This window comes from Deinococcota bacterium (assembly GCA_030858465.1).
GTDB lineage: Bacteria > Deinococcota > Deinococci > Deinococcales > Trueperaceae > JALZLY01.
This window is the reverse complement of sequence record JALZLY010000214.1, coordinates 1-13,746: the sequence shown is the minus strand read 5'-3', so window position 1 is coordinate 13,746 and position 13,746 is coordinate 1. Positions and strand designations below refer to the sequence as shown.

Annotated in this window: 13 protein-coding genes; 8 read left to right on the top strand and 5 right to left on the bottom strand. The window is 67.3% G+C overall.

The window, feature by feature from the left end; genetic code table 11:
• The 4 genes from M3498_10890 to recR form a co-directional block, all read left to right on the top strand.
• Positions 1-325 (top strand): hypothetical protein (locus tag M3498_10890; GenBank protein MDQ3459788.1); only part of this gene is annotated, 325 nt, incomplete at its 5' end.
• Between the two features lie 44 nt (positions 326-369).
• Complete coding sequence (locus tag M3498_10885) at positions 370-927, top strand: hypothetical protein (GenBank protein MDQ3459787.1); 558 nt, start codon at positions 370-372, stop codon at positions 925-927.
• Complete coding sequence (locus M3498_10880) at positions 924-1,235, top strand: YbaB/EbfC family nucleoid-associated protein (protein MDQ3459786.1); 312 nt, start codon at positions 924-926, stop codon at positions 1,233-1,235. Before M3498_10885 ends, M3498_10880 begins: the two co-directional genes overlap by 4 nt.
• 81 nt (positions 1,236-1,316) lie before the next feature.
• Positions 1,317-1,907: a recombination mediator RecR gene (gene recR / locus M3498_10875; protein MDQ3459785.1), complete on the top strand. Its 591-nt coding sequence runs from the start codon at positions 1,317-1,319 to the stop codon at positions 1,905-1,907.
• 406 nt (positions 1,908-2,313) lie between these two features.
• On the opposite strand, the gene acnA is transcribed toward recR, so the two are convergent.
• On the bottom strand, positions 2,314-5,040 hold the full coding sequence (gene acnA / locus M3498_10870; GenBank protein MDQ3459784.1) for an aconitate hydratase AcnA: 2,727 nt from the start codon (positions 5,038-5,040) through the stop codon (positions 2,314-2,316).
• A 239-nt stretch (positions 5,041-5,279) separates the two neighbouring features.
• Between acnA and M3498_10865 the strand changes: the two genes are divergently transcribed.
• The gene (locus M3498_10865) at positions 5,280-5,945 is read left to right on the top strand and encodes a hypothetical protein (GenBank protein MDQ3459783.1); all 666 of its coding nucleotides are present in this window, start codon (positions 5,280-5,282) and stop codon (positions 5,943-5,945) included.
• Positions 5,946-6,001: 56 nt separating this feature from the next.
• Positions 6,002-6,319, top strand: coding sequence for a hypothetical protein (locus M3498_10860; GenBank protein ID MDQ3459782.1), 318 nt, complete (start codon positions 6,002-6,004; stop codon positions 6,317-6,319).
• A gap of 69 nt (positions 6,320-6,388) precedes the next feature.
• On the opposite strand, the gene trxA is transcribed toward M3498_10860, so the two are convergent.
• Together trxA and M3498_10850 are read right to left on the bottom strand one after the other, a co-directional pair.
• Complete coding sequence (trxA, locus tag M3498_10855) at positions 6,389-6,724, bottom strand: thioredoxin (protein MDQ3459781.1); 336 nt, start codon at positions 6,722-6,724, stop codon at positions 6,389-6,391.
• 79 nt (positions 6,725-6,803) lie between these two features.
• Positions 6,804-7,940, bottom strand: a complete 1,137-nt coding sequence (locus tag M3498_10850) for an amidohydrolase family protein (protein MDQ3459780.1) — start codon at positions 7,938-7,940, stop codon at positions 6,804-6,806.
• A gap of 179 nt (positions 7,941-8,119) precedes the next feature.
• On the opposite strand from M3498_10850, the gene M3498_10845 reads away from it, so the two are divergent.
• A complete protein-coding gene (locus M3498_10845) occupies positions 8,120-9,199 on the top strand; it encodes a calcium/sodium antiporter (GenBank protein MDQ3459779.1) in 1,080 nt (359 codons plus the stop codon).
• A gap of 103 nt (positions 9,200-9,302) precedes the next feature.
• Here the strand turns inward: M3498_10845 and M3498_10840 are convergent, their stop codons facing one another.
• Both M3498_10840 and M3498_10835 read right to left on the bottom strand, forming a co-directional pair.
• The gene (locus M3498_10840; protein MDQ3459778.1) at positions 9,303-9,878 is read right to left on the bottom strand and encodes a Uma2 family endonuclease; all 576 of its coding nucleotides are present in this window, start codon (positions 9,876-9,878) and stop codon (positions 9,303-9,305) included.
• Between the two features lie 36 nt (positions 9,879-9,914).
• Positions 9,915-11,063, bottom strand: coding sequence for a CofH family radical SAM protein (locus M3498_10835; GenBank protein MDQ3459777.1), 1,149 nt, complete (start codon positions 11,061-11,063; stop codon positions 9,915-9,917).
• 196 nt (positions 11,064-11,259) lie between these two features.
• Here M3498_10835 and M3498_10830 point away from each other — a divergent pair.
• Positions 11,260-13,746: hypothetical protein (locus M3498_10830; protein ID MDQ3459776.1), on the top strand; the 2,487-nt coding region annotated here is incomplete at its 3' end.

Below are 13,746 nucleotides of genomic sequence, written 5' to 3'. Positions count from 1 at the left end.
GGCCGCGCCCGGCCCGACAGCCTCCAGCCCGACAGCCTCCAGCCCTGGCGCGCCCCGGACGGCCCCTCCAAGAGCCGCGCCCAAGGTCGGCTGGCGCGACATCGTCGGCCGGGCTAGCCCCCAGCTCAAGGCCTTTCTGATCCCCGCCCAGGACGAGCTCGGAGACGGCCACATCCACCTCTACTACGGCGACACCCACAAGTTTCACTACGGCCAGATCAAGAACCGTCAGGACGAGCTCGAGGCGCTGGTCGCCTCGGTCCTCGGCGCGGGCGTCAAGGTGCTCCTCCACGGCCCCGGCGAAGGACGTGACCGAAAAAAGTAGTCGCGGGGCGCGCGGCCGAGCCTGCGCCGCCCCGAGCCGCGCCCGTGTCCGCCACCAGTCCCGCCACCAGTCCCGCCACGACGAGCACGGCCGCACCCTCCTTTTACGACCGCCTGAGCGCCCAGCGCACGCCGCTCGACCACCGTCCCGTGGCCCTAACCGCAACCCCGGAGCCCGCCCAGACCGGCTCACCCGCAACGCCAGCAACCGCGCCGGCGGCGAGTACCGAGCAACCTGCTGCTCTTGCGCCCACCCCCAAGCAGCCCGCACCCATGCCGGTTGAAGGTGACAGCCAAAGAGCGCTGAGCGAGCAGAAGGCCGAAGACCTGAGCGCCGAGCCGCTCGAGGCTTTGCCCGAGCCTCCCGGTGACCCTGAGCTTGCCGGTGGTCCCGCGCCAAGCGCAGCGGAGGGTAGGGCGAACGGCAGCCTGCTCGAGCACCCCCGCTTCCAGCTTGTGCAGGAACTCTTCCCCGGCCGCCTTCTCTCCTACAGCGAACCCAGCCGAGATGAAAGCAGCCTTACCGACGAGGGGGCGGCGGGCAGGATAGACTTGGATGAGACGGACGATTCCGAGACTGAAGACGAGGGAGAAGCCATATGAACATCCAAAAGCTCATGAAAGAAGCTCAGAAGGCCCAGAAAAAGATGACCGAAGCGCAAGAGCGCCTGGAAACCATCAGCGTCGAGGGCTCGGCGGGTGGCGGCATGGTCACCGCCACCGCCAGCGGCAACGGCAGCATCACCAAAGTCACCATCGACCCGAGCGTCATCGACCCCGAGGACGCCGAACTCTTGGAGGACCTGGTCATGGCCGCCGTCAACGAGGCCCAGCGCAAGGCCAAGGAGGTCCAGGAGAGCGAGATGGGCGCCGCCATGGGCGGCTTGGGTGGCATGGGGGGAATGTTCTAAACAGGGTCTGGGGCTAGGGTCTGGGGTTTGGCCTTTCCCCAACCCCTAACCCCTGATTCCTAACCCCGATTCCCAACCCCTATGAAATACCCTCCCGCCCTTATCCAGCTCATCCGCGAGCTCGGCAGGCTGCCCGGCATCGGCCCCAAGAGCGCCCAGCGCCTGGCCTTCTACCTCTTCAACCAGCCGCAGGACGCCGTCGAAGACCTCGCCCAGGCGCTCATGGCGGCCAAGCGCTCCTTGCACAGCTGCCGCATCTGTTTCAACATCACCGACCAGGAGATCTGCTCGGTCTGCGATGACCAGAGCCGCAACCGCACCATCATCTGCGTGGTCGAGGAGCCGGGTGACCTCTTGGCCATCGAGCGCTCAGGCGAATACGAGGGGCTCTACCACGTCCTGCACGGCTCCTTGAGCCCCATGAACGGCATCGGGCCGGACCAGCTCAGGATCCAGCCGCTCCTGGGGCGGTTGGAGGCCGTGGACGAGGTGATCCTGGCGACGGCCACCACCGTCGAGGGCGAGGCCACCGCCATGTATTTAGCGCGCCTCCTGGGCGACCTGTCGGTGACCACCTCGCGCATCGCCTACGGCCTGCCGGTGGGTGGCGACCTCGAGTATGCCGACGAGGTCACCTTGGGCCGGGCCATCGCCAACCGCCGCAGGCTGTAGGGGCAAGTCAACAACCTCGGTCGGTACGACCGCTGGGCCTTTGCCGAGCTGATCGACGTCTATGGGGACGTCTATGGGATCGGAGGTGAACTTCGGTGCCAAGTTCGAAGCCGAGTTCGATAGGCTGATTGCCGCCGATGCTCGAGAAGGCCGCCCGAGACAGCTGCCCGAGACATAGGCACGACCACCTTGTACACTGGAGTCGTGAACATGCTCGAAAGGCTCACAGCACTTTGTACAAAAGTTGACGGCTGCTGGTAGTACCCGCACTAGCGGGGGCCTAGTGGCCCTACACTGTAGTACTCGCACTAGCGGGGGCCTAGTGGCCCTACACTAGCGCGTTGACTTTTACTCGCTCTGTAGGGCGGAAGGATTGAGGATTCCCTCAATCCTTCCGCAAAGCGCTTTAGGCCGTGGCTTCTTGGGCCTGATGGATGCGGCGCAAGACGGTGTGCAGGATGCCGCCGTTGCGGTAGTAGTCGATCTCGACGGGGGTGTCGAGCCGGCAGGTGACCTCGAAGGTGACACGGCTGCCGTCCTCGCGCTCGGCCAGGACCGCCAAGGTCTGGCGGGGCTTGACGTCGTCAGCCACGTGGATAGTGAACTTCTCCTGGCCGCTGAGGCCCAGGCTCTCGGCGCTCTCGGCGGACTTGAACTGAAGCGGCAAGACGCCCATGCCGACGAGGTTGGAGCGGTGGATGCGCTCGAAGGACTGCGCGATCACGGCCTTGGCGCCCAGGAGGAAGGTGCCCTTGGCGGCCCAGTCGCGGCTACTGCCCATGCCGTAGTCGTGGCCTGCTAGGACGATGGTGGGTATGTCGGCGGCCTTGTACTCGAGACTGGCCTCGTAGATGGTCGTCACCTCGCCGCTGGGGAAGTGCGTGGTCCAGCCGCCCTCGGTGCCGGGGGCGAGCCTGTTCTTGAGGCGGATATTGGCAAAGGTGCCGCGGGTCATCACCCGGTCGTTGCCGCGCCTGGAGCCGTAGGAGTTGAAGTCTCTGGGCAGGACGCCCTTCTCCATGAGGTACTTGCCCGCCGGGCTGTTGACGGCGATGGACCCCGCCGGCGAGATGTGATCGGTGGTGACCGAGTCGCCGACCATCACCAGGGCGAGCGCATTTTTAATGGGCTCGATCCTCTCCGGCTCGGCGCTCATGCCGACGAAGAAGGGCGGCTCCTGGATATAGCTGCTGTCCGCGTCCCAGTCGAAGAGGTCGCCGCCCTTGACGGGGATCTTGTTCCACGCTTCGTTGGACTGTTCGATGCCCTCGTAGAGCCGCTTGAAAGTCTCGGGCTTGATGGCGCTGTCGAGGTGTGCGGCAATGTCTTGGTAGCGCGGCCAGATGTCGCGCAAGAACACCTCCTCGCCGCGGTCGTTCTGGCCCAAGGGCTCCGTCTCGAAGTCGATATCCACGGTGCCGGCGATGGCGTAGGCGACGACCAAAGGCGGCGAGGCCAGGTAGTTGGCGCGGACGTGCGGGTTGATGCGACCCTCGAAGTTGCGGTTGCCCGAGAGGACGCTGGCCGCGACCAGATCGCCCGCGTCGATGGCCGCCACCACGTGCTCGGGCAAGGGTCCCGAGTTGCCGATGCAGGTGGTGCAGCCGTAGCCGACGGTGTAGAAGCCGAGCTTTTCGAGGTAGGGCGTCAGCCCAGCGTCGTTCAGGTACTCGGTGACCACTTTCGAGCCGGGTGCCAGGCTGGTCTTGACGTAGGGTTTTACTTTAAGGCCCGCCTCGACGGCCTTTTTGGCGAGGATGCCCGAGGCGAGCATCACCGAGGGGTTGCTGGTGTTGGTGCAGGAGGTGATGGCGGCGATCACCACGTCGCCGTGGCTGATCGTCTCTTCGCGGCCGTCGGGAAAGGCGACAGTGGCCTTGCGGGCGATCTGCTCGCCCTCGAGCGCGAAGCCGCGCTCTTCGATAGGGGCACGCAGGTCCCTGTGCCAGGTGGGCTTCATATCGGTGAGGTCGATGCGGTCCTGCGGGCGCTTGGGGCCGGCCAGGCTGGGGGTGATGGTGGAAAGGTCGAGCTCGAGTGTCTCCTGAAAGCGCGGGTCGGGGGTGTCGTCGGTCCTGAACAGCCCCTGGGCCCGGCAGTAGCGCTCGACGAGCTCGACCTCGTCTTCGAGCCTGCCCGTCCGGCGCAGGTAGCGCAGCGCCTCGGCGTCGATGGGAAAGAACCCCATGGTGGCGCCATACTCGGGGGCCATGTTGGCGATGGTCGCCCGGTCGGGCAGGGTCATCGACGACAGGCCGGGGCCGTAGAACTCCACGAAGCGCCCTACCACCCCTTTTTTGCGGAGGGTCTGGGTGACGGTCAGGGCCAGGTCGGTGGCGGTGGCGCCTTCGGGCATGCGGCCGGTTACCTTGAAGCCCAGGACCTCGGGGGTGAGCATGTAGATGGGCTGGCCGAGCATCACCGCCTCGGCCTCGATGCCGCCCACGCCCCAGCCGACGATGCCCAGGCCGTTGATCATGGTGGTGTGCGAGTCGGTGCCGACCAGCGAGTCCGGGTAGACGACCTCGCCGCCCAGGGGGTCGGGAGCGTGCTGGACGCCGCGGGCGAGGTACTCCAAGTTGACCTGGTGGACGATACCCGAGGCGGGCGGAACGACGCTGAAGTTCTCGAAGGCCTTTTGGCCCCAGCGCAAGAACTCGTAGCGCTCGCGGTTGCGCTCGAACTCGATGGCCGAGTTCGTCGCCAGGGCCAGTGGCGAGTCGTACTCATCGACCTGGACGCTGTGGTCGATGACCAGATCGACGGGCACTTGCGGGTTGATGAGCTGCGGGTCGCCGCCCAGGCGCGCCATGGCGCTGCGCAGGGCGGCCAGGTCGACCACGCTCGGCACGCCGGTGAAGTCCTGGAGGATGACGCGGGCGGGCTTGAAGGGGAGCTCGACCTCGGCGGGTGCTTTGGCGTCATAGGCCGCCAGGCCGATCACGTCCTCACGGGTGACATCGTAGCCGTTTTCGTTTCTGAGCAAGGACTCGAGCAGCACCTTGATCGAGAAGGGCAGTGTGCTCACCTCGCCGAGGCCGTCTTCTTGGAGTTTGGCGAGGCGGTAATAGCTGGCCTGGCCGGAGCCGGTGTCGAGCGTGGTGCGGGCCGAAAACGAATCTTTGGGGGTCAGGTCGGGCATGATCGCTCCTTTAGTGTAGGGCCACTAGGCCCCCGCTAGTGCGGGTACTACAGTGTAGGGCCACTAGGCCCCCGTTTACGCGGGTACTACGACGAGATGGCGGGCCTCGAGGCGGCACGGCGCCGCGCTCTATGACATATGCACCCTACAGTCTAACGGTTGTAGGCGGTAGCATGCAGATTTGCGCCCACTTCGGGCCACATCCTCAGCTTGGGCGTATCCTGGATGATATGAAAGCGTCCAAATCACCTAGCCCCTCTCTCGAGGTCATGACCGTGGGGGACCCCGCCGCAGCCGCCGCGCTGACCGACCCTCACACGCTCCGGCAGTTGGAGCCCTTCTTGGCCCGCGCCGCGACCATAGCCGAGGCCGCCCGCGAGACCGGCGCCAAGCCCAACACGGTGCTCTTGCGGGTGAGGCGCTTTTTACGCCTGGGCCTGCTTACGGTCGTGGCCGAAGAACCCCGCGCGGGGCGCCGCGTCAAGCGCTACCGGACGGCGGCCGACGGCTTTTTCATCCCCTTCGACGCCACCTCCGCCGAGAGCCTGGAGGCGGCCCTGGCCGAGCGCGACGCCTACTGGGAGGCCCTCTTGCGCCAAGGCGTCGTCCGCGCCCGCAGCGAGGCCGCCGAGAGCTGGGGGACGCGGGTCTACCGCGACGCGCGCGGGCGCTTGCAGGTACAGACGGCGGTGACGCCCGAGCGCAACTTCACTACCCTGGACCCCGAAGGCCCTGCTGCCTTAAGCGCCTGGCGCGACCGCGTCTACTTGGACTATGACGACGCCAAGGCGCTTCAGCGCGAGCTTTTCGACCTGCTCCTGCGCTACCAAAGAAAACAGGGGTCGCAGCGCTACATCGTCCGCCTCGGCCTAGCGCCGCTGCGGGAGGACGCCTAGCAGAAGGACGGCTAGGGGCTCACCCACCTCAGCACCCGACTTGCTAAGCTAAAGACATGCGCCCCCTTACCCTTTTGCTCCTTCTCACCCTCGCCCTCTGCGCCTGCGCGCCCGCCGCCCTCGAGGCCGACACTCAGGCCGCCCAGGAGGTCGAGCAGGCCGCCACCTTGGCCTGGCACCGCATGGAGGCCCACTTTTTAGAGACCGGCGCCTACAGCACTGCGGCCTTGCGGGGCCTCACCATGCCGCGCGGCACCATGTGGAATCTGCAGGGTCTCGCCGACACCAGCTATGAGCTCAGGTTCGGCTCGTCCAAAGTTGCGGGCGTCGTCTGGACCGTGACGCCCGGAGGGGTCAGGCGCGGTCGCGCCTAATCCCTATCAACCTAATCCCTATCAAAAGAGCGCCCCATGAGGCGCTCTCTCTTTTCGGTAGTAGAAGTGCTAGCTGACGGTTTGCGCGACGTACTTTTCCAGCCTCGCCTCGTAAGCGCGCTTGGGTTGGGCGCCGATCATCGTCTCGATGGGCTCGCCGTCCTTGAAGAGGATGACGGTGGGAATGCTCATCACCCGGAACTTCATGGCGACGGTGGGGTTCTCGTCGGTATTGAGCTTGCCCACCTTGATCTTGCCCTGGTAGTCGCCGGCGAGTTCCTCGATGACCGGACCGACCATGCGGCAGGGCCCGCACCAGGGCGCCCAGAAGTCCACCAGGACCAGACCTTCGGTCGTCTCGGCTGCAAAGTTGGTATCGGTAAATTCAACGGTCGCTTGTGACATATTGTGTCCTCCAAGGGTCAATCTAGCCCAGGTCGCCCAGTGGCAATGTTGCTTGTTGTACAGGTGGGGTCGCAGTGCGTCACTCCGGCCAGAGGTAGAGCCCGCCGGCGGGGTCGCCGCGGAGCAGGCGGGGCGGCCTCAGGCCGAGGGCGCGGTAGCCCCCTTTGACGGCGGCACGCACCAGCGCCCTCGGGCTGGCCTCGTCGCCGTGCAACGCTCGAGCGGCGGCCACTTCGCCCGCGACCGAGAGGCTGGGGCTCGAGGCCCTCGAGTCGGTGCCCAGGGCCACCTCGGCGCCGTGCTTCATGTAGAGCCTCCAGGGAAAGCGGCCGCAGCCCAGCGCCGTGTTCGAGCGCGGGCAGTGGACCACCGCGCAGCCCGCGCGCTGCACCTCGCGGATATCGTCCTCGCTGACGTGAATCATGTGCACGAGCGTGGGCCGCGCCGCCAGGACGCCGAGCGAGATGAGATACCCCAGCGGGCTCAGGCCGGAGGGCCGCCAGTCCGGCACGGAGGGGCGCATCAAGTCCATCAGGGGGCCGCTGCCGCGAGCGTGAAAGTCCCCCTCGGCGGGGCTCTCGGCGACGTGGATCTGCATGGGCAGGTCTTCTTGCCGCGCCAGCCCCGCCAAGCGCTGCAAGAGCGGCGCGCTGACGGTGTGGGGCGCGTGCGGCGCGAGGCCGACGCGCATACCACCGGGGCGCTCCAAGCGGCGAAAGAAGCGCAGCTTCTCGACCGTCTCCGCGAAGATGCGCTCGGCGTCGCCGGGATTCGGGCCGAGGACCTCCCAGTAGGCGACGCCCGTGAGCTTTGCTCTCTGCAAAAGCCACACCATCACCTCCTCGCGCGCCACGACGTCACCGACGACGGTGACGCCCTCCGCCTCGAGCTCGGCCGCACCGGCTTTGGCCGCCTCGAGGCCACGGTGGCTGGCGCCATGCGCGATGACGTGGCGGATAAAGTCCCCGTAGGAACCGGCGAAGGCGGGGGTGCTCGACAGGTCGAGGTGGGTGTGGGCGTTGACCGGCGGCGGTGAGAGGGCGAAGCCGGCGCGCTCCTCGGCGGCGTCGGGGAAGTTGAGCCTGGCGCGCTCCAAGCCGTCTACCGCGACGATCTGGGCGTCCTCGCCCTCGCCCTGGACGACGACGGCGCCATTGGCCCTGGGGGTGCCCAGGCCGTTATAGACCACCTCGGCGCTGAGCAGGCGGTGCTTCAGCACGGGGCCGGACCGCGGAGCCTACAACCGAGCCTATGACCGCTGGCGAAAAGGCGCATACCGGTCAACGCTATCATGCCTTGCTCCCATGCCTTGCTCCCATGCCTTGCTCCCCCTGACGTTTGTTAGCATGGCCTCATGCCCGCCGCCTCGAGTTTGCCCGCCCTTTGGGAGTGCGCGTGGACGCGCTGACGCTGCTGCTCTTCGGCCTTGGTCTGGTCCTGCTGGTCGGCGGCGCGGAACTGCTCGTGCGCGGCGCGTCGGGGCTGGCCGCGACCATCGGCATCTCGCCGCTGGTCATCGGGCTGACGGTGGTGGCCTTTGGCACCAGTGCGCCCGAGACGGCCGTCAGCGTGCAGTCGGCACTCTTGGGGCAGGCCGACCTGGCGGTGGGCAACGTGGTCGGCAGCAACATCTTCAACGTGCTCTTCATCTTGGGCCTCTCAGCCCTGGTGACGCCCCTGGTCGTCTCCAGACAGCTCGTGCGCGCCGACGTACCCGTCATGATCGGGGTGTCGCTCTTGCTGCTGGTCCTCGCCTGGAACGGCAGCCTGAGCCGGCTCGAGGGGCTCGTACTCTTCTCGGGCGCCCTTCTCTACACCCTTTTGGCCGTTCGCCAGGGGCGCAAGAGCGGCAACGAGGCGGCTCAGGCCGCCGGGTCCGAAACCAGGACTCCCTGGGCGCTGCCGCGCCAGCTCGCCGCGGTGGTCGGCGGCCTCTTCCTGCTCGTCTTGGGCTCGCGCTGGCTGGTGAGCGGCGCGGTAGCGATCGCGAGCGCCCTGGGCGTGAGCGAGCTCATCATCGGCCTGACGGTGGTGGCGGCGGGCACCTCGCTGCCGGAGGTCGCCACCTCGGTCATCGCCAGCCTCCGCGGCGAGCGCGACATCGCGGTGGGCAACGTGGTCGGCAGCAACATCTTCAACGTTCTCCTGGTCCTGGGGCTGGCCAGCCTGGTGGCGCCGAGCGGCATACCCGTGCCGGCGGCGGTGCTCGCCTTCGACCTACCGATCATGATCGCCACCGCGCTCGCCTGCCTGCCCATCTTCTTCACGGGCTACCGCATCGACCGCTGGGAGGGCGGGCTCTTCTTGGCCTACTATCTGGCCTACATAAGCTATCTCATCATGACCGTCACCGGCCACGCCGCCCTGCCGCTCTTCAGCGCGGCCATGCTCTTTTTCGTCCTGCCGCTCACCTTCCTGACGCTGGCGGTGGTGAGCTGGCGGGCGCTGGGGGCGCGCGACCACTCGAGCCGCTGAGGTTTCAGGGCAGGCTCAGAGCCCTTCGTAAAGCTCATCCAGGCTCAGCTCGAGGCCGGGGCAGGACAGCTTGAGGGTACCGCCTCTTTTAAGGGTGGGAGTGTCAACCCAGAATGTCGTCTACACCGAACGTGGTGTCAGGCAGTTCGTGAACGCCAAGGGTTTCCCCCCTGGCAAAAGCGCGCATCTCCTGATAACCGTCCCTGCCAGGCCGGCGGTAGACCCAGACCTTCTCCCCCGCCAGATCGACCACCCAGACCTCGGCAACGCCCTCTCTGGCATAGATGGGGACTTTGCTTCTCTGGTCATGGGCGAGCGTGGTGTCGGACACTTCAACGACCAAAAAGACGTCTCGCGAGGTAGGGTTCGCTGCCTCGTAGGCATCTCGCCTTGGCTTCAGGAGCACGACATCTGGATACAGTTCGCTCTCGTCCGAAAGTTCAATGGGATTCTGGGCATCGAGCAGGGCTCGTCCGGCCAGTTGCCCCGGCAACTCACGCAGGAACCTTTTGACGCAAGCGGCGTGTCTGCTGCCGACAGGTGTCATGGTGATGATCTCTCCCTCGACGAGTTCCACCCGGTCGTCCTCGGTAAAGATGCCCACCTCGGCCATGCGGTGAAACTCGTCCACCGTGAAACGGCGGCTCTGGGTCTGCTGCCTTTGTGCTGTCAGGCTCACGGCTCACTCCCTTGGGAACAGTCCATTGGGAACAGGCTAACCAGTGGCGGGCAAGGCCCCGAAGTCGATTTCCGGCTTGGCCGCCAGGGTGGCCTCGACGTCCGGCCTGTGGATGACCTTGTAGAGGCTGTCGCGCTGCACAGGGACGAAGCCGGCGTCCACGATGTTGCGGACGATCTCGCGCTCGCTGACACTCTGGTGGCTGGCACCGGCCTGGGAGACGACGTTCTCCTCGAGCATGGTGGAGCCGAAGTCGTTGGCGCCGAAAAAGAGCGCGGTCTGCGCGACCTTGTAGCCCATCGTCGGCCAGGAAGCCTGGTAGTTGGGGACGTTGTCCACCACCAGGCGGCTGACGGCCAGGTTCTGCAGGTACTCGTGCGCGCCCGCACCGGGCGCCTTGCCGCCTATGCGCACCCCTTTGGTCTGAAGCGTCCAGGAGATGAAGGCCGAGAAGCCGTTGCCGTATGCCGCCAGCGACTCATCTTGCCGCTCGCGCACCCGCAGCATGCTCGCCACGCGCTGCTCCAAGGTCTCACCAAAGCCGATCACCATGGTGGCGGTGGTGTAGAGGCCCAGCGACTGCGCCTCGCCCATGACGCGCAGCCACTCGTCCGCGCCTATGCGCGCGGGCGAGACGTGTTTCGCGTGGCGCACCGCGTCCACCAGCAGCTCGCCACCGCCGCCGGGCAGGCCGTCCAGGCCGGCGCCCTGGAGTTCCTGGAGGACCTCGAGCGTGGTCATGCCGGTGAGCCTGCTCATGCCCCTGATCTCCTCGGGGCTGAAGGCCTCGACGCGGATGCTCGGGTGGTTGGCCTTGACGTGCTTCAAGAGCTCGAGGTACCAGGAGAACTCGAGGTAGGGGTTGACGCCGCCCTGCATGAGGATGCGGCTGCCGCGGACGGCCTCGAGCTCCCTGATCTTGGCGCTTATCGCTTCGAAAGAGAGGGTGTAGGCGCCCGCCTGGCGGCGCGTCCGGTAGAAGCCGCAAAAGGCGCAGCCCACGTTGCAGACGTTCGAGTAGTTGATGTTGCGGTCGATGAGGTAGCTGACCACTTCGGGGTCGGTGCCGACGAGGCGCGCGGCGTGCGCGGCGGCCGCGAGGTCGAAGAGCGGCAGCCTGTAGAGCGCCAGGGCCTCGTCGGCGACGAGGCGCCGTCCCGAGGTGGCGGTGGCGACGGGATTCATAGTAAGGCAAGTCTAACACCGTCTCCAGGCAGGTCGCCTGCTCGCAGCGACACTGTCCAACACCGTCCATTACCAATACCGGCACTGTCATTGTTCAACACCGGCACTGTCCAACAAGCACGACAGGGTGAAGGTGACAGGGTGAAGGTGACAGGGCGCGTTGTACCTGTTTACCCAAAGGTTGTACACTTGGGGCGTGTCAGCGTCTCATAGCGAGCAGCCTGGGGGTCCCCACGGCAGCCCCTGGCGGGGCATCTTCGAGAAGGTCCGCGGCGCCGCGGCCGGCCGCCGCGACGAGCACGGGGTGGCCGGCTCGATCAACTGGCTGCGCAAGCAGATGGCCTTGAACGGCGCCAACCCCAACGTGGTGCGCAACATCATCTACCGCGACAAGGGCCGGGTTGGCGACAAGCGGGTGCTCTTCGATATCCTGAACGGGCTCTGGGAGGGCGCCGGCAATCCCGCCCTGCAGGTGCCCGAGCTCGAGGTCCTGCTCTCGGCCGGGGCCGCCGCCGAGCAGGAGATCGCTCAGCTCCTCGGCCGCGACAAGCGGCGCGCCTACCGCGCCTTCGTGTCGGGCGTGCGCGCCAAAGAGCAGCCCAAGTTGCTCGTCACCGGCCGGCCCGGTTCGGGCAAGACGGTCCTCATCGACTTCGTCCAGCAGGCGCTCGAGCTGCCCCCCAAGGCCGAAGAGCGGATCATTCGCCTCGAGTTCAGCAACCCCGATCTGGGCGCCTCGCTCGCCCGCCTCGCCGACGCGCTGGGCATCGCCGAGGCGCTCTACGAGGCCAAACTCGTCAAGATCGGCCTGTCCAGTGCCTTCGCCGTCCAGGCCGACGCCCAAGCCGACGTGGCCCGGCTGCTCATCGAGGGCATGCGGCGCCTTAGTGAGCAAGGAGGCAGTGGGCAAGGAGGCAGTGGGCAAGAGGGCGGGATGACGCTCCTCTTGCACATCTCGCGGTCCTTGGCAGGGCAGGACAGCCTGGGCGCCGCACAGCTCAGACTCAACACCGAGGAGGTCCCCCGGGTGACCGCCGCCGAGTGGCTGTGGTTGTCGCTCCTGGAGCCCATGAGCAAGCTGCCGCGGGTCAGCCTGCTCGTCACCATGGCCGACGCGCCGCTGCGGGTCGTCCACAACCTTGGCGCCTTTGAAGGGCCGCTCAAGCTCTCGCCGCCCACCCAGAGCGAGGCCAAGCGCTTCGTGCGCAGCAAGCTGCCGCACTTGAGCGTCAAGCTGCAAGACGACATCGCCAAGCAGGCCGGCCGTTCCTTCGAGGACCTGCGCATCCTCACGCTCTTGGCCGAGGTCAGAGAGCCCAAGCCCAAGAGCACGCTGGAGGGGTCCGAAGAGAGCCTGGAGGAGCGGCTCGAGGGGCTCTCCAGCCTCGTCGACACCGCCGAGGACACGGGTCTGCGCGACTTTTTGAGCGCGCTCGCGGTGCTCTCGCTGCCCGACTCGCCCCACGTCTCTTCGGGCGCCCTGGAGGCGCTCGGCCAGGCGAGTTGGCAGGAGCCCAGTTCGCTGGCGCGGGCCTTTTTGGACGCGGCACCGACCATGACGGGCGAGACGCAGTGGCGCCCCTTCTCGCGGCAGCTCGGCCGCGCCCTGCGCGGGCGGCTTGCGGCCAAGGACCCGGGGCGCTACCGGCAGCTTCACCTCAAGGCCAGCCTCTTCTACGAGCCCGAGGCCCTGGCGCAGCCGGGCGGCGAGGCGGCGACGCGCTACCTCCAACACCTCTTCGAAGCGCGCGACTGGCAGGGGCTGCAGCGTTGGATGGAGCAGCACAGCGCCCGCCAGTCGCTCATCCGCCAGATCTGGCAGGCCGCCAGGCGTGAGATCCGGGGAGCCGAGTTGGAGACCGTCGCCCGCCAGGTGGCGCGCTACTACGTGCGGCTGGCGAGCTACGACCACCCCGAAGCGCAGGCCGCCTTCGAGCTCCTGGCCCTTTCGCCAGATGCCGAGGTTCGCGCCTGGACGCAGCTCAAGCGCGCCGAGGGGGCCATCTACAAGGGCCGCTACGAGCGGGCCGAGGCCCTGCTCGAAGCTTGGCCCGAAGTCGGCGACCCCACCCTGAGGGCCGACTTCGAGCTGGCCCGGGCCAACGTCGCGCGCTGGCGCGGCGAGCTCGTCCGGGCGGCGCGTTATATTTCCGAGGGCGCCCAGCCGCTGCTCGGACCTAGCGGCGCCCACGAGGACGGCGCGCGCGCGCTGGTGAGGGCCAAGGTCGCGGTCTGGAGCGGCCTCATCGCCAAAGACCAGGGCAGACTCGAGGAGGCCCTGGCGCACTTCGGCCAGGTCGAGAGCGACGACGGCCTGGTGCGGGCGCGCCAGGCTTTCCAGAAGGGCGACGTGCAGGCCAGGCTGGGCCGCTTCGACGCGGCGGTGCAGGAGCTGTCGCTGGCCGTCCATCTCGCCGAGGACTGCGAGGCGCCGGTGCAGGAGCGGGCCCGCTACTTGGCGCGGCGCGCCCGCGTCCTGCGCAAGCAGGGCGAGTTGGGGGAGGCCGCAGCCGACTTCGGCGGCAGCCTCGAGCTCCTCGGCCGCCGCGGGGAGAGGGGCGGGCTGAGCGAACTCGAGCTCGCCTTTGAGCGCGCCAAGGTCCACGACGAACGGGCGCTCAACCTCCTGGCGCTCGGCCACTACGACGAGGCCGTCTTGCAGCTCCAGGACAATCTGCTGACC